20 protein-coding genes and 3 pseudogenes are annotated in these 20,444 nt (G+C 44.1%); 6 read left to right on the top strand and 17 right to left on the bottom strand.

From position 1 onward, the window contains the following. Window positions 1–21 precede the first annotated feature (21 nt). The 3 genes from AB432_RS29965 to AB432_RS29955 all read right to left on the bottom strand — a co-directional run bounded on the left by AB432_RS29965 (window position 22) and on the right by AB432_RS29955 (window position 2,402). On the bottom strand, window positions 22–408 hold the full coding sequence (locus AB432_RS29965) for a VOC family protein (protein ID WP_048035418.1): 387 nt from the start codon (window positions 406–408) through the stop codon (window positions 22–24). A 544-nt stretch (window positions 409–952) separates the two neighbouring features. Then, window positions 953–1,132 carry a hypothetical protein gene (locus AB432_RS29960; RefSeq protein ID WP_048035417.1) on the bottom strand — a complete coding sequence of 60 codons (180 nt, stop codon included), beginning with the start codon at window positions 1,130–1,132 and terminating at the stop codon, window positions 953–955. A 16-nt stretch (window positions 1,133–1,148) separates the two neighbouring features. Then, entirely contained in the window at window positions 1,149–2,402 is a 1,254-nt protein-coding gene (locus tag AB432_RS29955; protein WP_053079649.1) for a helix-turn-helix domain-containing protein, read from the bottom strand. Window positions 2,403–2,748: 346 nt separating this feature from the next. Here AB432_RS29955 and AB432_RS29950 point away from each other — a divergent pair, with 346 nt between their 5' ends. After that, complete coding sequence (locus AB432_RS29950; protein WP_048035415.1) at window positions 2,749–3,438, top strand: DUF5626 family protein; 690 nt, start codon at window positions 2,749–2,751, stop codon at window positions 3,436–3,438. A 38-nt stretch (window positions 3,439–3,476) separates the two neighbouring features. After that, the gene (locus AB432_RS29945; protein WP_048035414.1) at window positions 3,477–3,659 is read left to right on the top strand and encodes a PspC domain-containing protein; all 183 of its coding nucleotides are present in this window, start codon (window positions 3,477–3,479) and stop codon (window positions 3,657–3,659) included. Between the two features lie 176 nt (window positions 3,660–3,835). On the opposite strand, the gene AB432_RS29940 is transcribed toward AB432_RS29945, so the two are convergent. The 3 genes from AB432_RS29940 to AB432_RS29930 form a co-directional block, all read right to left on the bottom strand. After that, on the bottom strand, window positions 3,836–4,723 hold the full coding sequence (locus AB432_RS29940) for a TIGR01777 family oxidoreductase (RefSeq protein WP_048035413.1): 888 nt from the start codon (window positions 4,721–4,723) through the stop codon (window positions 3,836–3,838). A gap of 85 nt (window positions 4,724–4,808) precedes the next feature. Beyond that, a complete protein-coding gene (locus AB432_RS29935; RefSeq protein WP_048035412.1) occupies window positions 4,809–5,447 on the bottom strand; it encodes a GNAT family N-acetyltransferase in 639 nt (212 codons plus the stop codon). Continuing rightward, complete coding sequence (locus AB432_RS29930; protein ID WP_048035411.1) at window positions 5,444–6,013, bottom strand: hypothetical protein; 570 nt, start codon at window positions 6,011–6,013, stop codon at window positions 5,444–5,446. Before AB432_RS29930 ends, AB432_RS29935 begins: the two co-directional genes overlap by 4 nt. A gap of 157 nt (window positions 6,014–6,170) precedes the next feature. Between AB432_RS29930 and AB432_RS29925 the strand changes: the two genes are divergently transcribed. Continuing rightward, entirely contained in the window at window positions 6,171–6,776 is a 606-nt protein-coding gene (locus tag AB432_RS29925) for a TetR/AcrR family transcriptional regulator (protein ID WP_048035410.1), read from the top strand. Window positions 6,777–6,850: 74 nt separating this feature from the next. On the opposite strand, the gene AB432_RS29920 is transcribed toward AB432_RS29925, so the two are convergent. The 10 genes and pseudogenes from AB432_RS29920 to AB432_RS30930 all read right to left on the bottom strand — a co-directional run. Next, window positions 6,851–7,495 (bottom strand): hydrolase, encoded by a 645-nt coding sequence (locus AB432_RS29920; RefSeq protein ID WP_048035409.1) that lies wholly within the window; start codon window positions 7,493–7,495, stop codon window positions 6,851–6,853. Between the two features lie 147 nt (window positions 7,496–7,642). Then, complete coding sequence (locus AB432_RS29915) at window positions 7,643–8,209, bottom strand: NADPH-dependent FMN reductase (RefSeq protein ID WP_048035408.1); 567 nt, start codon at window positions 8,207–8,209, stop codon at window positions 7,643–7,645. A 19-nt stretch (window positions 8,210–8,228) separates the two neighbouring features. Beyond that, window positions 8,229–9,287: an LLM class flavin-dependent oxidoreductase gene (locus AB432_RS29910; RefSeq protein WP_048035407.1), complete on the bottom strand. Its 1,059-nt coding sequence runs from the start codon at window positions 9,285–9,287 to the stop codon at window positions 8,229–8,231. 15 nt (window positions 9,288–9,302) lie between these two features. Next, window positions 9,303–10,244 carry a ring-cleaving dioxygenase gene (locus AB432_RS29905; protein WP_048035406.1) on the bottom strand — a complete coding sequence of 314 codons (942 nt, stop codon included), beginning with the start codon at window positions 10,242–10,244 and terminating at the stop codon, window positions 9,303–9,305. A 51-nt stretch (window positions 10,245–10,295) separates the two neighbouring features. Next, window positions 10,296–10,739: a MarR family winged helix-turn-helix transcriptional regulator gene (locus AB432_RS29900; RefSeq protein WP_048035405.1), complete on the bottom strand. Its 444-nt coding sequence runs from the start codon at window positions 10,737–10,739 to the stop codon at window positions 10,296–10,298. Between the two features lie 153 nt (window positions 10,740–10,892). Next, window positions 10,893–11,186, bottom strand: coding sequence for a LysR substrate-binding domain-containing protein (locus tag AB432_RS31585; RefSeq protein WP_419178459.1), 294 nt, complete (start codon window positions 11,184–11,186; stop codon window positions 10,893–10,895). Further along, entirely contained in the window at window positions 11,087–11,467 is a 381-nt protein-coding gene (locus AB432_RS29895; RefSeq protein WP_419178458.1) for a LysR family transcriptional regulator, read from the bottom strand. Before AB432_RS29895 ends, AB432_RS31585 begins: the two co-directional genes overlap by 100 nt. A gap of 15 nt (window positions 11,468–11,482) precedes the next feature. After that, window positions 11,483–12,691: an MFS transporter gene (locus AB432_RS29890; protein WP_048035404.1), complete on the bottom strand. Its 1,209-nt coding sequence runs from the start codon at window positions 12,689–12,691 to the stop codon at window positions 11,483–11,485. A 70-nt stretch (window positions 12,692–12,761) separates the two neighbouring features. Continuing rightward, window positions 12,762–13,163 (bottom strand): annotated as a pseudogene (locus AB432_RS29885) (type 1 glutamine amidotransferase domain-containing protein); the annotation flags it as partial. A gap of 80 nt (window positions 13,164–13,243) precedes the next feature. Further along, window positions 13,244–13,421 (bottom strand): annotated as a pseudogene (locus tag AB432_RS30930) (recombinase family protein); the annotation flags it as partial. A gap of 152 nt (window positions 13,422–13,573) precedes the next feature. Between AB432_RS30930 and AB432_RS29880 the strand changes: the two are divergent. Both AB432_RS29880 and AB432_RS29875 read left to right on the top strand, forming a co-directional pair. After that, entirely contained in the window at window positions 13,574–14,725 is a 1,152-nt protein-coding gene (locus AB432_RS29880; protein ID WP_053079648.1) for a serine hydrolase domain-containing protein, read from the top strand. Between the two features lie 199 nt (window positions 14,726–14,924). Continuing rightward, window positions 14,925–16,020 (top strand): annotated as a pseudogene (locus tag AB432_RS29875) (transposase); the annotation flags it as partial. A 177-nt stretch (window positions 16,021–16,197) separates the two neighbouring features. Here the strand turns inward: AB432_RS29875 and AB432_RS29870 are convergent. Beyond that, the gene (locus AB432_RS29870; protein WP_048035403.1) at window positions 16,198–18,372 is read right to left on the bottom strand and encodes a serine hydrolase domain-containing protein; all 2,175 of its coding nucleotides are present in this window, start codon (window positions 18,370–18,372) and stop codon (window positions 16,198–16,200) included. A 261-nt stretch (window positions 18,373–18,633) separates the two neighbouring features. Here AB432_RS29870 and AB432_RS29865 point away from each other — a divergent pair, with 261 nt between their 5' ends. Beyond that, window positions 18,634–20,424 (top strand): helix-turn-helix transcriptional regulator, encoded by a 1,791-nt coding sequence (locus AB432_RS29865; RefSeq protein ID WP_048035402.1) that lies wholly within the window; start codon window positions 18,634–18,636, stop codon window positions 20,422–20,424. The last annotated feature ends 20 nt before the right edge of the window (window positions 20,425–20,444 follow it).

Here is a 20,444-nt window from a genome sequence, read left to right as displayed (position 1 = left end):
TAAAAAAGAGACCGTTCAGAATCAAACGGTCTCTCCTTGTACTTCACTCACTAAGGCATGTGTATTCCCTTCTGTGTCTTTAAAGAAGGTCATCCATGTTTCCGTTTGCCCCATTTTGGCTACGAGATGTGGCTCGTCGATGAACGTAACGTCCCTATTTTTTAATTCTTCAAAAGCGCCTTGAATGTCATCCACGTGAAAGTAAATGACGGAGCTGGCGTGTGCAAATTGCTCTTTTTCCGGTAGGCTCAGCATGAGGCGAAGTCCGTTACATTCAAAGAACGCCATATTGCCTGTCTGAAACAAAAGAGGGAGCCCGAGCTGCTCTTTGTAAAAATGGACGGCTTTTTCCAGGTTTTTGACAGGGATGCCGATTTGCCCTACTTTTTGAATCAGGTTCGTTTTCATGATAAAGTCCCCCTTTAGTTCGCGTTTCCTTATCAGCATAAACGAACCCGATGATTATTTCTTATCCAAAATCACTTTTTTTCTGAATAGCAAAGGTGAAATGCCGCCCCCCGAAGTGCTCCCTGAACTGCCTACAGGGGCTTTTCAGGGCTTTCTAGGTTCTTCTGTCTCTTGCGTTTTAGGGGTCGGAGGGAAAAAGAAGCACACAGGAACCTAGAGGGCTTTGGGCTTGCGCCCGGCTAGGCCCTCTGGTTATCGGGTGATTCCCCGACCCCCGGCGCTGTGCGGCAAAGTCGCATAGCGTAACGCCAAAAAAACTGCTTCCTACCCGGAAAGGATTAATCGTGATGATTTCTATCCCCAAAAACAGCAAAAAACGCCCGACTTTGAGGATTCCGACGTTTCTGTCTATTGATTGTTTACTGTTCGGGATACGAACTGGAACTATCTAAACGAAGTACGAAACGATATTAGCGGACCACAATAAAAAACGGTGAGGCTACCATACCTCACCGGGCAAACAAGTATAGATAGGCCGCACACTTTAATAACCAGGGTCTGGAACTCTTTGGGGAGAGTTAGACTTTTCCTTACTAATTCCATAAGGAACATCAACTGCTAAAAGAGAATCATTATTGCTGTTTTTATACGGAACATCAATTGCTAGAAAAGAACCAAGCACCATTGATAATGCTACTAGCAGGAAAGACGCCTTCTTTTTCATGTAATCACCATCTCCCTCAATTTTTTCTAATAATTACATTATATAGGCTGTCGAGTTCCTGTAACACCTCTAAATTCAACATTTTTCCGTGAACTACATGAGAACGAATAATTAGTGATGTATTTTCGATAATCTCGCTATGAGCACCAATTTCACCGTAATATTGAATACTCTTCTGTAAACACTCTATTCCCGCATCAAACATGCCTTGCTCGATCAAGAATTTCCCTTTTAAGCTGTAGTAGAGTCCTACTTGATCGAACATATATGGTGTTTCGATCTTAGCGGGTAAAATAGCGGCTTCTTGGTGAAAAATATTTCGTGCTGCGTTAGCATCCTCCATTTTAAGAAAAATGTTCAGTAAGTCGTTTGCAATGGGAATTCGTGCATCTGGTTTTGAGCGTTCCAAGCACTTCTCAAATAACGGAGTTGCCTTTCTATAGTCTTCGGTTTTGGAATAAATAATGGCCCGTAGATATTCGGCATTTTCTTGTACATATGGATAATCGAATTTTTCATATTCCTTCAGATAAACGCTAGCAAGTATGTAATCTTCTAAAAACAAATAGGAATTGCAAGTTGCCAAAGTTGCTGCTGCTTGTAACTCACTCACTTCCTGATTTTTGGACAATCCCTTTCGACAAAATTCAATACATTCACTGTACAGTTTCAAACTAAACGCTTGTAATCCCAGTCGGTAGAGAGCAATTACCTGATCATTTTCATGGAGGTAATTCAAGTAGTGCACTACCTCTTTTCCTTCGTTGTAGGACTGTTCTCGTCGAGCTAAGTCTTTACGCTTAATCAAATATTTTTGGAAAAGCGCGCGGGCAAGATAAACAGGAGTTCCATGCTCACGAGCGTATTTCAAAATCGTATCGTAAAGCAGCACTTGAATTTTTACATCTTTCACTAGACCGGCATATTGGTAAAGGTGGTCTAATGTCTGAAATGTATCCATTCTGGTACACTCTAATATTTTTTCGGATATTTTCTGAATTAATCTGTGATGCTTATGAGTGATAGCCTTGTCCAGCAAGAGGCTCAGCATTTCAGGGTTTCTTACATAGTTAACACAACCGCCTATTATCTGGTCGAAGGGTATCCCCAGAACCTCAGCTAGTGTAAGGAGATGGCGTGGATTCGGTCTCTGAACGCCGTTATTTTCGATCTTACTGATGGTAGCATGAGAGAGAGTAGTCTTCTCCGATAATTCAGTTAAAGTCAAATTCGCACGACCTCTGTATTCTTTTACAAGATCACCAATCAAGCGGAACACCTACCTACTTTATCCATTTATGGTGAATTATAACTTTATTTTACATTTTTACACTAAATTTTATAAAAAAGAAAAATTTTTTCGAGAAATATCTCTTTTATCGAAAAAATTGAAAAAAGGTTTTTTTTGGAATGCGTGTTACTGTAAGGGTGCAAACAGTTTGTTAATAAGAATAAGGAGGGATTATATAACTATAAAAAGGCTACCGCAGGTCTTTAGCAAAGCTGTAACTTGGGATTACCTGAAAGCATGGGTGGCAAGTGAGGAGTATTTTCAATGCATTTAAAGGGGAATTAGTTAAATTTGTAGAATTTATCCAGAAGGAGTAGTGATTAATTTGAAAAAATTAGTTTCAGTTATGTCGATTTTTGCGTTAACGTTAGGTATTTTTTCTCAAAGCATCTTTGCAGAAGAAACTAGAAGTGTTTCTAAGATTAGTCAAGCTCATATTGCAGAATTAAAACATAGTTTTAATGAATTGGGTATAGACGAAAAAACACAGAATACTTTAATAAAGAAATTAGAAAGCGGTCAAATATTGGATTCTATGAAAGAGGAGAATATCCAAAAGACTATTAATAAAAGGTCTTTTAATATTGAGAAAGGTTTAGATCAGTCTGAAGTAGTTACTTTTGCTGATGGTTCTAAAATAAAGTATGGAGTTAGACCAGTAAATTCAGGGATTAAGTCGGTTGCTCCTGGGAGTTACACAGTTGAGTCTTACTGGGCTACAGGAACTGTCAATTATTCTTACTACAACGACTATACTATTGTAAAAGGTATCAATAATGATTTTATATCAAAAGCTTATAATCCGACTGTTGCCGTAATTGGAGGAACTTTTACTACTCCTACTGTGACTATACACAGAGCAAAAGAAACTAGTTCGAAATATGCTTATAGTCAAATGGATTTTACTTATACATTCAGTCTACCTCTACCACCTGTATCAGCTACGGCGAAACTTTATTTTAATGTAGGAAACGATGATTATGACACTACACTTAGTTTATCTGACACGAAATAATGAATGAATATTCAAATTAAATGTTAGGAGATTAATTAATGAAGAGACAGTTGAAAAGATCTTCTACTGACAAATCTATTCTAGGTGTTTGTGGTGGTATTGCAGATTTTTTTGGTATCTCTTCATTGATTGTGAGACTTATTTTTACTGTTTTGATCCCTGTTTTAGGTGTTGTGTATATAGTTTTAGGGAATGTTCTCGAAGAAGATAGACGATTATAAAGGTCGTATTTAGCATTGTGATTTAAAATTTATTGGTAAGCCGGTGTTTATCCAAGTAAGGGTATCACCGGCTATTTTCTAGTCCACCCCCTTGGTGGTTTTTTTGCGTTCATGCTGCTTAAACATTTTGCTAAAGGAAACGGGGTTACTGAATCCAAGCTCAAAGGCAATATCGGTCATTTCAAGATATCCTGCAACGTCTTATCAATATGGGCAAAACGAAACTGGTACCCTTCACGCTCAAGCCTTTCTGGAATGACCCAGCGACTTTTCAGCACCAGCTCTGTTTCCGTTCCGATCATCATGGCCCCCATTTCCAGCATCCATTTGGGAGAAGGCAGTCCGAAGCTCCGATTCATCACGCTGCGAAAATGCTGCATGAATTCACGGTTTGTGACGGGATGTGGAGAAGAACAATTGAATACCCCGCTTAAGTCAGTTCGCTCTTTCAAAAAGAGAATGATCTGAAAGATATCTTCGACATGAATCCAGCTAAAACGCTGGTTGCCAGACCCTTGTACACCCCCGAGTCCAAAGCGAACGAGATTTTTGTATGGATCAATAACCCCGCCGTTTTCACCCAGCACGATCGCCATGCGTAAGGCTACTTGTCTCGTATGCGGCAAATCAAAGGAAAAGAAGGCAGATTCCCATTGCTTGGCGACATCGACGGAAAAGCCTGTTCCAATCTCCCCGCTTGCTTCTGTCATGGGACGATCCTCCGCATGCCTATAGATGGTGGCTGTGCTGGAATTGAGCCAGAGCGAAGGCGGATTTTCGCAAGCCAAAACAGCATTGCCGAGTATGTGAGTGGTCTCTGTCCGAGATTTCAAGATTTCTTTCTTGTTCTGATCATGGTAACGACAGTTGACGGATTTGCCCGCCAGGTTGATGAGCAGCTCGGAATTTTCCAAAGCTTCCACGATTTTTGCGTGATTGTCCCACGTTATATGAGGAGAAGTTCTTGCGATGATCATTACTTCATAGCCAAGTTGATTGAATTTGTCTGCCAGATACTTGCCGATAAAGCCAGTGCCGCCGGCCAGGATCACTTTCTTTTTCATAAGATCAACTCGCTTCCTTCGGTGTTCGTATTTCTTACAATAATTGTAACATAATGCGAAGTGGCGGCAGCATGTATCCGTCATTCTATCGATTTTTTTGATAGACCATACAATACACAGGTACATCATCGATTTTGGTTTGTTCTCGTAACGTAAATCCTAGTTTGCGATACAAACCCACATTCTCTTCCTTTTCCGTATCCAGCGCGATTCCCTGCGATTCGTGGTCATCCTCTATGATTTGAAACAGGTGTTGCATTAGGGTTTTGCCGACTCCCTTGCCTTGAGCCTCCGGTTTTACGCCAATCATAATGAGGTAGTGATGCTTCCATGGAGGAGCGGCAGAACGTGTGATGCGCATATATGAATTAAGGAGCATCAGCGTTTTTCCAGACAGTTGAAATACTAAAGGAATTAGCATACCGATTAACAGCAAGCCCCCTTTTATATTCGGAAGCTTGCTGGTTTGTGGCTTTTCGACGACGTAAGTGCCGAGCAAGCTGTCTTCATCAAAAATGCCCCATACTTCCTCATGAAACAGAAAGCTCTTATCAAACAGAAAGGACAGAAAAGCTGTTACGCCTTTTTTTGCTGTATGATCGAGCTCTGAATTCCCAAATACGTGCAGAAAGAAAGGATCACGCGAAAATGCCCTGCTCATGAGTGAGACGAATGCGGGTTTATCCGACTTTGTGAGTTTGGATATGCGGTAGGAAGTCTTCATTTCTCAGTACCTGTGTCGTTGATTACTTTCCCATAATGATTGACTGCAAAGCTAAACAACACTTTTACCATAAAGAATAAGCAGGTGATCAACAGAAACGGATGCATACCCGGCAGCAATGGTATCCAGCCAAGGCCAACAGACAGGAGAATGCCTGCGACAAACAGCTGCGAACGATGCCCAAAAAGAGCATTCACAACAAAAGCTCCTACAATCGTATAAGCCCATACTCCTATGGAATACGCGAGGTTTTGTTGTAAGAGAAGGGCAACCAGGATGATATGGACGTGAATAGCGATGAAGACGAGGCGATTTTTTTTACGTGCTGCATAAAAATTGCTGGTTGAGATCGTAAAATTCGCTAGGCAGCCAGAAAATATATCGAATACAAGCAACAATGCGAGCGTGCTGCGCCAAATGGGCAAGCTCTCCGTGAGTTCAGGGAATCGTAAATAGAGAGCAGTGGTCAGGACTCCGCCGAACAGCAGGATGGCTGCGATCGAGCCAATGCTCTGCTTTTCACCGAAGACGTCATGCAAAAAAGCGGGAATCCGTATTTGTTTCATGATAAATTCACTCCTATCCCTTGAAAATATGTAGTAAATGTACTTCATTACTACAAAACAATTATAACTATCGAGGTCAGTTTATTTCAATGATTTTGTAGTCAATCCGTTGAATTACTCTAAAACCTGAGCTACACTACAGAAAGAGGTGGAGAAGATGAACGGGTTCGAACGACGAAAACAGAACAAAATCGATCAAATATACAGCGCCGCCTTTCCATTGTTCTCCAAGCATGGCTTTCAAAAAGTCAGCGTAAATGAAATTGCGCAGAACGCGAAGGTTTCTCCGGCGACCATTTATAACTACTTTGGGACAAAAGAACAGCTCTACGCGGACATGCTAATGAACTGGATGGATAAGCAGTTGGAGCAGTATGAGAGGATTCTCGATTCGGGGAGTTCTTTTCCTGAAAAGACAAAGGACATCATGCTGTTGGAAGCCAAGAATTTGCATACCCTCACGGACGAGCTTCAGAACACCCCCTTTTCTGAACTAAGTGGCTTGCTGCAACGCATCGAAAACGAATACGAGCAAAAAATCAGGCATTTTTTTACGAAGTTTGTCGCGCTTGGGAAACAGGAAGGTTATATTCAGCGTGATCTGACAGAAGAAATGATGATGATGTACTTCACGATGTACAAAAATGAGCTGGGACGGCATTGGGAAGCATCGAATCGTGAGCGAGTAACGTTGAGTATGGAGCAGTGGGTCGATATGTTTTTCTTTGGTTTGGTTGGACAGAAGCGGAAGATAGAAAAATAAAAAAGACGCAGACCTTCTTTCCTTGTGAGAAGAAGATTCGCGTCTTTTAATTATGATGGTTGTTGGATGGCAGGTTACTTAGCTGCCTGGCCCTCTTTAAACGCTCTTTGGAAGCTTTCGATCAGCAGGCCGTAGTTTGGCATTACTTCCGCATAGATTTCTGCGAACTCTTGGGCATCTGGGCGGTTCCATGTTTTTTGCAATTCGGACATGACAGCGAGTGTATCAATAGGAACTGCTCCTGCTTGCACGACGCGAGCCAGTGTAATATCTGTCGCCATTTTGCTCCAGTTACCCGATGCGTCAATAACGGTGAAGACTTTGTAGCCTTCTGCCAGTGCAGACAAGGTAGGGAACGCCATGCAAACGCTAGTGAGTGTACCTGCAATAATCAGGGTTTTCTTTCCAGTGGCTTCAACTGCTTTTACAAAATTAGGGTTATCCCAAGCATTGATCTCACCGTTACGCGGTACATACACGTTATTTGGCAGGATTTCGGCGATTTCTGGGATCAATGGGCCATTCGGGCCAGTTGGTACAGAGTCAGTTGTGAGTGTCGGGATATTCAGCAGTTTGGCCACTTTAGCAAGGGCAATCACGTTTCGGCGGAGTGTTGGCACATCCATGTCCCCTACTGTTTGGAACAAACCGCTTTGGTGGTCGATCAACAACAGAGCAGCGTCGTTTACATCAATTACATTGTGGTTTTTCGTTGTCATGGATAATTCCTCCTAGAATTTTTGTTTTTGAATTAGATGGTGTCATGTATAAGCCTTCAGGCGTCTGCTACATGACAATCACCTCCTAACTCTTTGGGATGATGTCTCTGAATCGAGTTTCTCTAATTTGAGATAAATTCCATTCGATTAAAAATCGTACTCCGCATCTTTTTGCTCCCGAATCCGTGTATAGGCATCGACGAGCAGTACGGTATCCTCGACGAGACGCTCCAGACGGAAGTGAATATCATCATTGATGATTTCTTTGCGGTTGAAGTCCTTCTCTTCGATAAAGACATAGGTGGGTACGATATGTGCCTTCATATAAGACAGGATCGGCTTCAACTGTTGCTCTGCCATGAGATAGTGCTTGGATGTTCCTGCTGTGACCAATACGCTGACCACTTTATCCCGGAATGCATTGACGGGCAACAGGTCAAAAATGTTCTTCAATGTCGCGGGGATGGATGCTTGGAATGTAGGTGTTCCAATGATAAGGGCATCGGCTCCCATGATGGTTTCGGTCACGAACTTGGTGTCGCCTTCGTAATCCGTGTAATTCCGACCGTCACTGAAGACGAGATTGTACTCGGCCAGGTCAAGCAGTGTCATTTCTGCATCGGGGTATTTTTCCCTTGCTTTTTTGAGTGTCAAATCCATTGCTGTTCTTGTTTTCGAGCCTACGTTAGAGCCTGCAATTCCGACGATTTTCATAGGTGCCACTCCTTTTTTGTTACGATTTGGTTGTATGCTTTTTCACTTCTGGCAAGATTTTCGTTGCAATCAGCTCAATGTTTTTCGCGATTTTATCAAAAGGTACGCCGCCAAAGTCGATTTGCGCCATGAAGCGTTGTTGTCCGTACATCTCGTATTGGTAAAGCATTTTTTCGATGATGACGTCAGGGCTGCCTATCATTAATGCATCACGATAATCGACAGACTGTGCAAACTGTTGCTTCGGATAGCCACCGCCACGCAATGCGATAAACCCACCGTTTAGATGCGGATAGAACTCGCGTAGCGCATCCGAAGTTTTGTCGGCTGTATAAAACAAACTCGTTGTCGCTACTGGCAAGGTCGCTGGGTCAAACCCATTTTGCTTGGCAGCCTCACGGTAAGCATCGACGGAGCCTTTGAAGTTGATGGCTGGACCTCCAAGTGTGGTCAGCATCATAGGCACGCCAGCTTGACCAGCTTTAATCGCGCTTGCGGGTGGTCCCCCTACTGCACGCCAGATAGGAAGACGTCCTTGTAAAGGCTGAGGCAGGATCGTAGCATTTTCTAGCGGTGCACGGAACTGCCCTTCCCACGTAACGCGGTCCTCGTTATTTAGCTTGAGAAGAAGGTCCATTTTCTCTTCAAACAATTCCTCATAGTCGCGCACATCGTAGCCGAGGAGGCTATACGCTCCTACTCGGGAACCGCGTCCGGCAACAATTTCTGCCCGACCATTGGAGATCAGATCCAAGGTAGCAAAATCCTCATATACGCGGACCGGATCAGATGTGCTCAATACAGTGGCGGAGCTGGCGATTTTAATGTTTTTCGTAGCTTGTGCGATCGCACCCAGAATGACGGTATGCGCCTGCGTCGTAAAATACGTCTGGTGGCTTTCGCCGACAGCGAATACATCAAGCCCTGCTTCATCTGCCAGCTTACTTGCCTCGATTAATTCCTTGATGCGTTGTTCAGAAGAAATCTTGGAGCCGGTGTGTGGATTCGGGACATGGTCGCCAATCGAATACAAGCCGAATTCAAGTCCCTTTTTAGTGTCGATACGATATTGTTCCATGTTGATTCACTCCTTTTAGTCTATAGGTATCAGTTTCGCTTCAATTTCTGCCCGGCGTTCCTCGAGGAATGGAGGTAAGTCCAAAGCTTTTCCGAGCTCCTCGACGGTTGAATCTGCTGTGAAGCCAGGACCGTCTGTTGCAATTTCGAACAAAATCCCGTTTGACTCACGGAAATACAAGCTTTTGAAGTAGAATCGATCCACAATCCCCGTTGAGCGGAAACCGCGTTTTCGAACGACGTCATCCCAGTATTGCAGCTCCTCATCGTTGTTCACGCGAATCGCCAAGTGATGAACACTTCCTCGACCCGGTTTTTCAGGGGTTCCCTCTTCCTGCTTGATGACAATTTCACCAAAGGATTTCCCAGGGACGGATTGATAAATGGCTTCTTGCTCCGAGCGTGATACTTCTGTGTAGCCGAATGTGTCTGTTAACAGACTGGCTATTTTGTCCAAGGAGCGGACGGTAATCTCAACCGTGCCAATTCCCAAGATGCGATGCTTTTCTTCGATCACGGATTCGCCCCATGCACTCCAATTCGACGGAATTTCTTCGCCGTTGTTATTGATCAGGATCATTCGCAGGCCTTCCGAGTCTTCGAAATGCAAGGCATCGCGGCCAGCATACTTGGTAATCTCGCCATGGTGAACATTCAATTGTTCAAAGCGTTTTTTCCAAAAGGTCAAGCTCTCCTGTGATGGAATGAGCAGTCCGATTCGAGTGATCGCGTTTGTGCCGCGTACGGTTTTTCCTACCATCGGCATTTCAAAAAATGACAGCTCTGTTCCGGCACTGCCTGTCAAATCTCCATAAAACAAGTGATACATCGACGGATCGTCTTGGTTGACGGTTTTTTTCACTCTGCGCAGTCCCAATACGTTTTGATAAAAGTGATTATTTGATGGAGCATGTTTGGTTAACATAGATACATGGTGATGGCCTGGAATGGTGTACATGGTAGTCACTCCTTGTTTAACTTGACTAATCAAGTGATGGTGTAAAAAAAATTACACAGGCGGTAATTCTTTTTTTTGGCTATTTTTATGAACGCGTGTCATTAGGGTGTAAAGCATTTTTTGTTCTTCTTCACTTAGTACTTCATCAAAGAATGAAGACTGAAACGCTAGTTGTTCAGGAAAGGCTTGTTCCAGTACGGCTTCCCCTTTTTCGGTTAAGCTGATCGTTTTCGTTTTCCAATCCTGCTTGCGTACAATGTAGCCCTCTTTTTCAAGTCTGACGAGCATCCGAGAAATACCACCTTGTGTAACGGTTACCTTCTCAGCTAACTCCGACTGGGTAAGAGGCTGGTAGACGCTTATTTGCATCAGGACATCGAATTGAGCTGTTGTTAAATCGAAGCGTTTGAGAAACTCATTTGAAAGCTGGTTGCTTTGGGTGGTAAACCGCATCAAGCGTAACCAGATTAACGAGCCTATGGTGTTATTACGCAAGTTAGTTTGCCTCCCTTCGCTGAGCTTATTATCACTTTACTACTCAATTGATAAAAAAGCAAGGGTTTTGTTTTTAGAAAAAAAGAGATGAAAAGAAGACTGTTATCCATTATAGGATGACAGCCCTTTCTCTAGCTTGGACAAAAGTGTAGGTTAAACCGTCTTTTTCAACGTTTCAATTAATGTCTTCAGATGAGGCAGATTCCGGTTTTTCACCTGATACGCCAGATACAGATCGTTATGAACAGTAAAGGACGGGTACATAATCTTTACTTTGTTTCTGGACAAATGTTCATCCAGCATGAACGTGGGCAACAGGCTGATGCCTGCGCCGTGCTCGATAGCCTTCAGCACACTGTGCAAATCCGGTATGACGTGTGTCGGATGCGTTTGTGGTCGCTTTTGGAAATGCTCGCGCCAAAAACGGCGGATGATCGGCAAATCCAAATCATAGCTGATCCACGGCTGGGAGCATAGCCACGATTCAAAAGACTCTTTGTCGTCAAACGTTGGTTCGGAACCACCTGTGTATAGAGCGCTTTGCCTCTCTCGGTAGGAATCATTTTGCGGGGAGCTCGTGTAAATAATGGCTCACCTACCTCTGCTTCCAGGGAGGCCAGATGTTGGCTCGTGGCTGGTTGTGTCATCATCCTCGTTCTGGCAGCTTCCGATACAGAGCTATGCTTATAGATGCTGATAAAGCTACGGTACCATTCAAAGTCCACCATGTTTTCTATCCCTTCTTACCTGTGACGTTTCTGGTATTGCGCTCCCCATATCGTAAACAAAATTCCGATGACCGTCACGAGTGAAGCGACCCAAGGAACGGCAGAAAGACCTCCTGCAAAGTTAAAATCGATCACGACACCCCCAATATAGGCACCAAGCGCATTTCCCAGATTGAAGGCCGCGATGTTCAGTGTCGAGGCGAGCGTAGGTGCTTCTTTGGCTGTGTTCAGCATGTGGAGCTGCAAGCCAGGAACCGTACCAAATGCGGCAATCCCCAAAAGGAATACCGTTATCAAGGTGAGGATCTTATTTTGATCCGTAAAGCTGAACACGGCGAGAACGAGCGCGAGAGCGACAAGTATCCCGAGCAAGGAAGGAAACAGCCTGCGGTCTGCCAATTTTCCTCCGTAAATATTCCCGATCGTAATCCCTACGCCGAACAGGACGAGGATGTACGAAACAGAGCTGGGGGAAAAGCCCGTGATATCCACCAGGATTGGCGAAATGTACGTAAACGCAGTAAATACGCCACCAAATCCGAATACGGTCATCAAAAGCGCGATATGAACCGCTGGGCGTTTGAGCACGCCGAGCTCTTGCCGCAGACTAGCTGTTGCACTGGTGACCTTCGGAACGAGCATAACGATTCCGATCAACGCAATGATCCCAATCATCGTGATTGCCCAGAAGGTAGAGCGCCAGCCGTACGCTTGCCCCAGAAATGTTCCAATCGGTACACCCAAAATATTGGCCAGTGTCAGTCCAGTAAACATGATCGCGATGGCACCCGCGCGTTTTTCCTTGGGAACCAGCTCAGCGGCAATGACCGAACCCACACCGAAAAACGATCCGTGAGTAAGAGCAGCCAGGATGCGAGCCAGCATCAAAACCGTATAGTTCGGTGCGAGAGCGGCTAACGCATTTCCCGCGATAAATAGAATCATAAGAAATAGCAAAAGTGCTTTGCGCGGCATTCTGTGTGTTGCCATCGTGATGATGGGAGCGCCGATAGCGACACCCAATGCATATCCGGTAATCAGGAAGCCAGCCATCGGGATGGAAACATTCAGACTGGTGGCTACCTCGGAAAGCAGCCCCATAATGATGAACTCTGTCATCCCGATCGCAAATGCCCCGAGTGTCAGAGCGTACAAGGCGAGAGTTGATCCTTTGCGAGTGGCTTGTGCCTGTTCAGAGTGACGGGCCATATTTTCTGTTGCCATGGTAGTGAGTAGCCCTCCTTTCGTTGAAAGAAAAGGCTGATATGTGTTTCGTCTATCAGCCTCACGTGTATTATTCACCTAATTTGCTTATTACTGCTTCTGTGACAGCGAGTGTAGATTGGGGATTTTGTCCAGTAATCAAGTTGCCGTCGACTTCTACATGTATGCTCCAGTTTGGTGCCGCCACAAAAATGGCACCGAGATCGCGGATTTTGCTCTCCAAAAGGAACGGAAGGTAGGACCCCAAGCCTGTCGCTGCTTCTTCTCTGTCTGTGAAAGCATTCACGCGCTTGCCTGCAACCAGTGGCTGACCATTTGACAAGGTCGCACCCACGAGCCCGGCAGGACCGTGGCAAACAGCGGCTACAATCTTTCCTGCTTCATAAAAATCTCGCAGTAATTGTTGGAGCTTTTGGTTATCTGGCAGGTCAAACATCGTGCCATGACCACCAGGAAGGAAAATGGCCTCGAAGCGCACTCGGTGGCTGTGATTGATCCGGACTACCATTCCCCATACAACTGAATGAACTCTGCATTAATCTCGTGCTTACGTCGTCCGAATTTCACTCCGTTATTTTTGGCAACTTCTATTCCTTCCGCCTGCCGTTGCTTATTTTTTTTCGTTCCTGTTCAGCTACGTAGGAAAGAAGGCTTAAAAATTGATCCTCCATTAACTTTCTGTGATTTTCTTCCATTCTCTAATGATACCATCATAATCCCGTCCTAATCGGGCGATAAGCCGTCATATGACAGTAAAAACGCATCATGGTGACATAATGGCATCTTGGCAGTATGACAATTACTTTGCAATACTCGGGGAGACAAATCGCTTCGCAACGAATGAATGAATAATACGATTCTTTAATCAAAAGGAGAAACGAAATGAACAAAATTTCTATGCTCACTGTATCGACAATGATTACCGCGACTCTATTACTGCCATTACAAGGAACTGGTTTTGCAAAGCAGGCGGATCCCCTCGTTACTACTTACAGTCAAAATTCGCAGACCAAAGCCAAGCAACTTATCGATGAAGCTGCTAACCATCAAAATATACCGGGCATAATTGTAGCTTCCTCAAACAAAGGATCAAAATGGGCATATGCTTCCGGTGAAGCAAGCATTTACGGTACTGACCCGGTTAAGACGAACTTTACTTTCCGGATCGGTAGTCTAACAAAGACGTTTACTGCAATGGTCGTTCTTCAGCTTGTTGATGAACAAAAACTGAACCTGGATGACACGATAGAAAAATGGCTGCCTGATGTTGTTAAGGGTACTGAATATGAAGGGGATCATATCACGATTCGGCAACTATTAAACCAAACAAGCGGTATTCCTGACTATTCAGAACACAAGGATATTCTCGATAAATTACTCCCAAACCCGTTACATTCCTTTACTGCTGACGAATTAGTTCGTACTGGACTGAATATGAAGGCAACCTCTAAGCCTGGAGAGAAATGGGTTTATTCCAATACGAATACGGTACTGGCAGGGATGATTATTAAGAAGGCTACTGGAGAAACATACGGGGAACATATTAGGAAACGTTTCATAGCTCCCCTTAAGCTAACGAGCACTTATGTACCCGACGATTACTCGTTTATTCCAGGTGAACATGCACAAGGATACTTCGTACTCGACGGTCAATTCATAGACAGAACCGAAATGAATCCCTCTTGGGCAGATGCTGCGGGATCTATGATCTCCACAGCGGATGATATGAATACATTCTTCAGTGCTATACTTAGTGGCAAGCTATTAAAACCAGCTACTTTAGATCAGATGTTAACTGGGGTTGAAACTCCAGTAGGTGAATACGGCTTGGGGATCGTTGGAACAAAGCTGACGAATGGTATTACGATTTGGGGGCATGGCGGCAACTTTCCAGGATTCGCAACGTTCGCAGGTGGAACTCGCGGCGGGGATTATGTACAAACCCTTAATATCAATGCGATGCCTTCTGAAATTAATACGTTGACTCTTTCCAAAAGCATTGCCGAGCAACTCATTGGCTCTTCATCACATTAAGAACACCAGCAAGCTGGCACCGGAAATTTCCTATTCCGGTGCCAGCTTGCTGCCATCTCGGCCCCGACCGTTTCCTCTGCCCTCGACGGAATGTCCGAGATAAACAGTCTCAAACTATCTTATAAACAGTCTCAATTTACGTTATAACTCACACCTGCGCGAACGCATGGGACATTTTCCTGATCGGATTACCGATGGATACGGGTGCAATCTTGGGCCAGCCCAAACATCCAAACATATGCGAAGTTTAGTTACACCCCATATGCTCTCATTTGTAAACCGCCGACATGTAACTGCCCAGAAGATCGATGCAGCCATACGTGACATTCTGAACCAATACAATACACTAAGCCTGCCTAAACTATGGGGAGACGGGAAGACAGCTGCTGCAGACGGAACGAAGTTCGATTTGTACGAAGAAAATTTGTTATCTGAATATCATATTCGTTATGGTGGGTATGGCGGAATTGCTTATCATCATATTTCAGATACCTACATTGCTTTATTTAGTCACTTCATTCCCTGCGGAGTATGGGAAGCTGTCTACATAATAGATGGCCTACTAAAGAACAAATCAGACATCCAACCTGATACGTTGCACGCTGATACCCAAGGACAATCTACTCCTGTTTTCGCATTAGCGTACCTGTTAAGGATCAACCTAATGCCTAGAATTCGAAATTGGAAGGATCTCATATTTTTCAGGCCAAGTGAAGACACCGTATACGAACACATAGATCCACTATTCAGTGATACTGTGGATTGGGATTTACTTGAAACCCATTGGAAAGATCTCTTACAGGTAGTTCTGTCAATCAAGGAGGGTAAAATTCTACCGTCAACCTTACTTCGGAAACTTAGTAACGAGAGTAAGAAAAATCGACTCTATCAAGCATTTAAGGAATTAGGACGCGTTGTTCGGACCGTTTTCCTCCTGAAATACATTTCAGATATTACGTTACGTGAGCAGATAACGGCCAGTACAAATAAAGTGGAAGCATACAATGGATTTTCCAAGTGGCTCTTTTTTGGGGGAGATGGCGTGATCGCTGAGAATGATCCAGAAGAACAGGAAAAACGCATCAAGTACAACGATCTTGTAGCGAATGCAGTCATCTTTCAGAATGTTATAGATATCACTTTGATTTTACGGGACTTGATTAAAGAAGGGCAGACACTATTTAGGAATGATGTTGAAGCTCTGAGTCCTTATTTAACCAAGCATGTCAAACTATATACTTGATTTAGAAAACATTCCGCAGCCACTTGAAGGAGCAATGTCAGTACCTATTTAATTGATGGGGTCATAGAAATGGTATTTTTTGATTGGGATACAGTTGCTATTCTAAGGTCGAGTTAGCGATAAAACAAATTATGTTTTAATAGCATATACATAAATAATTTTATAGATATAATTGAAAAGGAAAAAGGCTTATTGCTCTTGGAGTTCCCAAGGCAAAAGCCTTCTTAACTCAACGGCTAAATTCCTTTTCGAACATGGCTTGATTAGCGACGACAGGTTCTGGACCGACCGCATTGATGTTTGTCACCAAAATATCCTTCCCGCCTAAGGTACCACCCGCTAACGTTTCAAACCCATGAATGCCGCCTCCATGAGCCCAATAGGTCTTTCCGTTCGGCAGTGTCACCTCATAAATCCCCAGTCCATATTTGCCAAAAGGCGATTCCACACCTGTTGTCATCTGCTTCATCATCTCGTCATTTAATAATTTCCCACCCAAAAGCGCACTAAAAAAGGTGGTCAAATCCTTCCCTGTCGAAATCATTTCCCCCGCAGCATTCGCGAATGAAGGATTATACTCTGTGAAATCAAACAGTTTCCCTGCCCGATTCAAGCTATAGCCTGTGGCATGCTGGCCCGGGATTTTTGGATTACTACCACTAAAGGATGTATTTGTCATCTGAAGCGGGTCGAGGATCCGTTTCTTCATCTGCACATCGTACGTTTCTCCTGTCACCTTTTGAATAACAAGACCAGCTAGTACGGTATTTGTATTCGAATAGTCAAATCCTGCCGCTGGTTGAAATACTGGCGGCTTAGCCAGTCCCATACGTACAAGGTCATCAACGGTATATTGAGGGAACGAGGTAGCGTACCGCATTTCTGTACTCGTGTAGCTTGCAATCCCGCTCGTTTGGTTCAATAACTGACGAATCGTGATTTTGTTGCCGTCATACCCATTGCCTTTTACCACACCCGGGAGCCATTTTTCTACCGAGTCATCCAGATTCAGCTTTTTTTCCTGAGCCAACTGTAAAACAACGGTAGCAACAAACGCCTTTGTGACACTGCCAATACGGAAAGTAAAGTCTGGCTCCATCGGATTTTTATGATCGAGGTTGGCTACACCCGCTGCATAAGACCAGTATTCTCCGTCTCTTAACCCAGCAGCAATGATTCCAGGGACTCCCTCGACTTTTGCTTTCTGATCAATGAAGTCCTTCATTTCTTTCCCGTGTTGTTGAGCTACTTGATCCGGGGTGGATGGTTGCATCGCTAGTCCCGAGAATTCAGTCATCTGGATGTTCTCCATATGAGAAACAGTACCTTCTAATGCATTGATACTCATCGCGATCACATGCTCGCCGTCTTTTGTTCCACCTGCGAAGTTGGTGAATCCAGGAATGCCACCTTGATGACCCCATATGGTAGTGCCATTCGGCAATGTTACTTCCTGAATACCGAGTCCGAATTTCCCGTATGGATTAGAAACAGTGGTTAACATTTCTTTCTGCATCTCAGGTGTTAACAATTTTCCGCCCAATAAAGCACTAAAGAACGTTGTTAAATCTTTCGTAGTCGAGATCATAGCCCCTGCTGCGTCTGCAAACGAAGGGTTAAGGTCAGTCATATCCATTAATGTACCGGCATTGTTAAAGTATCCATTCGGACTGTTTTTCGGAATGGATTGAGAGTTTTCCGGGAAAAACGTTTCTGTTAGTTGAAGCGGCTCAATCACTCGTTTCTTGATTTGTTCGGCAACCGTTTCTCCTGTGACCTTTTGGATAATGAGTTTCATCAGCACTGTATTCGTATTCGAATAGCCACCCGTGGTTGGTGTGTGCTTTAATGCGCGAGAAATGAGTTGTTCTGCTGTAAACGTTTGAGTGGAGTTCTGGATTAAACTTTCCTTGAGTTCACCATCTAAGTAGTCTGCCACTCCACTCGTATGATTTAATAACTGACGAATCGTAATTTTGTTACCGTCATATCCGTTTCCTTGGACGACACCTGGCAGCCATTTTTCCACGGAGTCATCGAGGCTTAGCTTCTTTTCCTCAGCTAGTTGCAGGGTCACTACACCGACGAACGATTTCGTTATACTCCCGATTCGAAATGAAAAGTCAGCTTCCATCGGTTTCTTACTTTCTATATTCGCTTCGCCGGAAGCATACGACCAGAAATCATTTCCCTTCTTTACTGCAAAGAGGACACCTGGAATGTTTTCGCTGGCAGCAGCTTTATCAATCGCTTCTTTTATTTTGGCATGATCCGTATTCTGTTGTTGCGTGATTGCCTGATCCAAACCTGCTTCCGCACAACCGTAAGTAGGAAGTATCAGCGTTCCTATCAATAAGGCAGATAACGTAAGGGACGCTCCTTTTTGCATAGGGAATGGTTTCATTTCTCATCGCTCCTGTAAGTTGAAATGTGTTGTCTTTACACATCCACCTTATTCTCAGGGCTGTAAAATCACATAGTGACAATACCGTTCAATCTATATATGACATCGTGCCAACCCATCATATTTACGGCATGATAGAATGTCATAAAGGCTATATGACACGGCGCATTTTGCTTGACGGATCAGGAATTGGTGAGGCATGATGAGTCAGAAACATTCGGGAAATTCCTTACCATTCAAATGAGCAGGAGTACATGAAAAATGATATTCAACATAAAAAAATGGTTTTGGTACAATTGGGTCATTTTTGCCTTGCGAACGATTTGGCTAGGCATCATCGTCATCGCAGATGTTATGTATCCGGCAATGATAGCCGTTCCGTTCGGAGTCATCATCCTTAGTGCCCTTTTGGTTTATGCCATTCCATTGATCGTTCAATATAGAAAAGAAAATGGGTATCTGGCTGTCGAAGTCGTCATGACAGGCTTTTTTTATCTATTTGTGGCCTATGTAGCGCCTGGATTGATTTGGTCTTTCGTTTTACTGGTGATCATTATTGGTGTAGCCAGTAGTCGCAAAACGTATATGTGGACGGGAATCTCTAGTGGGATTATTTTTCCGGCTTTGAACGGGTTAATTACCAATCGTCTCCCGTACGAGTTCATGTTTAGTTGCAGCTTTGGTTTTGCGATTGGTATGGCCTTTAGCATATTAATTGAGTCTCATAAGCAAGGCCGTATCATTCAAGAACAGAAGCAATTACTGGAGCAGCATATTAAGCAAATCGAGGAGCTGACACTGATCGAGGAACGTAATCGGTTGTCACATGAGTTACATGACACGATTGGCCATTCGTTAACCTCTCTGATTGTTGGTGTTGAGTCGCTCCGGTCCTCGGTTGCTGATTCACAGATCGAACGAGTCGATAAACTTGTCTCAATCGCTCAAGGCAGCCTGGATGATATCAGAAAGCATTTCCATCAGCTCTCTCATGCTCATGCTCGGTTCAATCAGTCGTTAAGTGAGGCGCTACTGGAACTAACAGAAGAATTTATGAAGTCAACAGGTGTAACGGTCAACTTCCGCGTGATCGGCAGTGAGACACTCGTTATGCAAAAAATGAGCATTTGTTTATATCGTTGCCTGCAAGAATCGCTCACAATTGCGGTTCGTCACGGCCAAGCTAGTGTAATATCTGTTGATCTGTATTTCGAAAGTCAGCAACTCCGTTTACAAATTGAAGATAATGGAAATGGAATGGAATCCATCGAGTTCGGCTTAGAACTAAAAGGAATAAAAGAACGGCTTGAGCAACAGCAAGGTACGCTGTCCGTTCATTCACAATCAGGGCAAGGAACCGTTGTCATTTGTAATGTTCCCATACAGGTAGAAGCTGGACATGGAAGTATCCGCCTGCTTATTGTTGACGATCAGGTGATGATTGCCGAGAGCTTACAGCAAATCTTAAGCCAGCAGGACAACTTTATCGTTGTTGGTACAGCTAGTGATGGGCATGAAGCATTAGAACAGTGTGAGCGACACCAGCCGGATATCGTGTTAATGGACGTGCACATGCAAGGGATGAATGGACTGGAGGCCTTCCTTCAAATGAAAGAACGCTGGCCGAACATGAAGGTTGTGGTCATGACAACGTTTGAGGATTCGGTACAGGCGGCAACAGCATTGGAGCACGGGGCGGAAGGATATATGCTAAAATCTACTCGTCCAAAAGAGATGATGGAAGCGATGAAGCTTATCAATAGCGGGGGAACGTGGCTTGACCAGTCGATCGCCACCCGGGTATTTGAAGAGATGAAGCGCCAACGTGAGCAGTTAGAGAAGTACAGCCCGAATGATCCGTATGGATTGACGAAACGGGAAAGGGAGATTTTACAGCATTTATCGGATGGGCTTCGCTACAAATCGATTGCCACCAAACTCTTTTTATCAGAGGGAACGGTACGGAATTACTGTTCCACCCTTTACTCCAAGCTCGGTGTCAGCAACCGGGAAGAAGCCATTGAACTGGCGAGAACCGAGAATATCCTATAGAAGACAAAAAGACGGGAGAA

This window comes from Brevibacillus brevis (genome assembly GCF_001039275.2).
GTDB classification, from domain to species: Bacteria; Bacillota; Bacilli; order Brevibacillales; family Brevibacillaceae; genus Brevibacillus; species Brevibacillus brevis_C.
Note: the sequence above shows the minus strand (reverse complement) of the source record. Positions and strands in the feature narration are given on the sequence as shown.

Excerpts from the sequence above, each read along its gene's own strand:
- AB432_RS29880 (WP_053079648.1), top strand. The coding sequence starts at position 13,574 with ATGAACAAAATTTCTATGCTCACTGTATCGACAATGATTACCGCGACT.
- AB432_RS29930 (WP_048035411.1), bottom strand. The coding sequence starts at position 6,013 with ATGAAACAAATACGGATTCCCGCTTTTTTGCATGACGTCTTCGGTGAA.
- AB432_RS29965 (WP_048035418.1), bottom strand. The coding sequence starts at position 408 with ATGAAAACGAACCTGATTCAAAAAGTAGGGCAAATCGGCATCCCTGTC.
- AB432_RS29940 (WP_048035413.1), bottom strand. The coding sequence starts at position 4,723 with ATGAAAAAGAAAGTGATCCTGGCCGGCGGCACTGGCTTTATCGGCAAG.
- AB432_RS29915 (WP_048035408.1), bottom strand. The coding sequence starts at position 8,209 with ATGAAAATCGTCGGAATTGCAGGCTCTAACGTAGGCTCGAAAACAAGA.
- AB432_RS29865 (WP_048035402.1), top strand. The coding sequence starts at position 18,634 with ATGATATTCAACATAAAAAAATGGTTTTGGTACAATTGGGTCATTTTT.
- AB432_RS29910 (WP_048035407.1), bottom strand. The coding sequence starts at position 9,287 with ATGGAACAATATCGTATCGACACTAAAAAGGGACTTGAATTCGGCTTG.
- AB432_RS29925 (WP_048035410.1), top strand. The coding sequence starts at position 6,171 with ATGAACGGGTTCGAACGACGAAAACAGAACAAAATCGATCAAATATAC.
- AB432_RS29890 (WP_048035404.1), bottom strand. The coding sequence starts at position 12,691 with ATGGCAACAGAAAATATGGCCCGTCACTCTGAACAGGCACAAGCCACT.
- AB432_RS29935 (WP_048035412.1), bottom strand. The coding sequence starts at position 5,447 with ATGAAGACTTCCTACCGCATATCCAAACTCACAAAGTCGGATAAACCC.
- AB432_RS29905 (WP_048035406.1), bottom strand. The coding sequence starts at position 10,244 with ATGTACACCATTCCAGGCCATCACCATGTATCTATGTTAACCAAACAT.
- AB432_RS29960 (WP_048035417.1), bottom strand. The coding sequence starts at position 1,132 with ATGAAAAAGAAGGCGTCTTTCCTGCTAGTAGCATTATCAATGGTGCTT.
- AB432_RS29945 (WP_048035414.1), top strand. The coding sequence starts at position 3,477 with ATGAAGAGACAGTTGAAAAGATCTTCTACTGACAAATCTATTCTAGGT.
- AB432_RS29895 (WP_419178458.1), bottom strand. The coding sequence starts at position 11,467 with ATGGTGGACTTTGAATGGTACCGTAGCTTTATCAGCATCTATAAGCAT.
- AB432_RS29920 (WP_048035409.1), bottom strand. The coding sequence starts at position 7,495 with ATGACAACGAAAAACCACAATGTAATTGATGTAAACGACGCTGCTCTG.
- AB432_RS29870 (WP_048035403.1), bottom strand. The coding sequence starts at position 18,372 with ATGAAACCATTCCCTATGCAAAAAGGAGCGTCCCTTACGTTATCTGCC.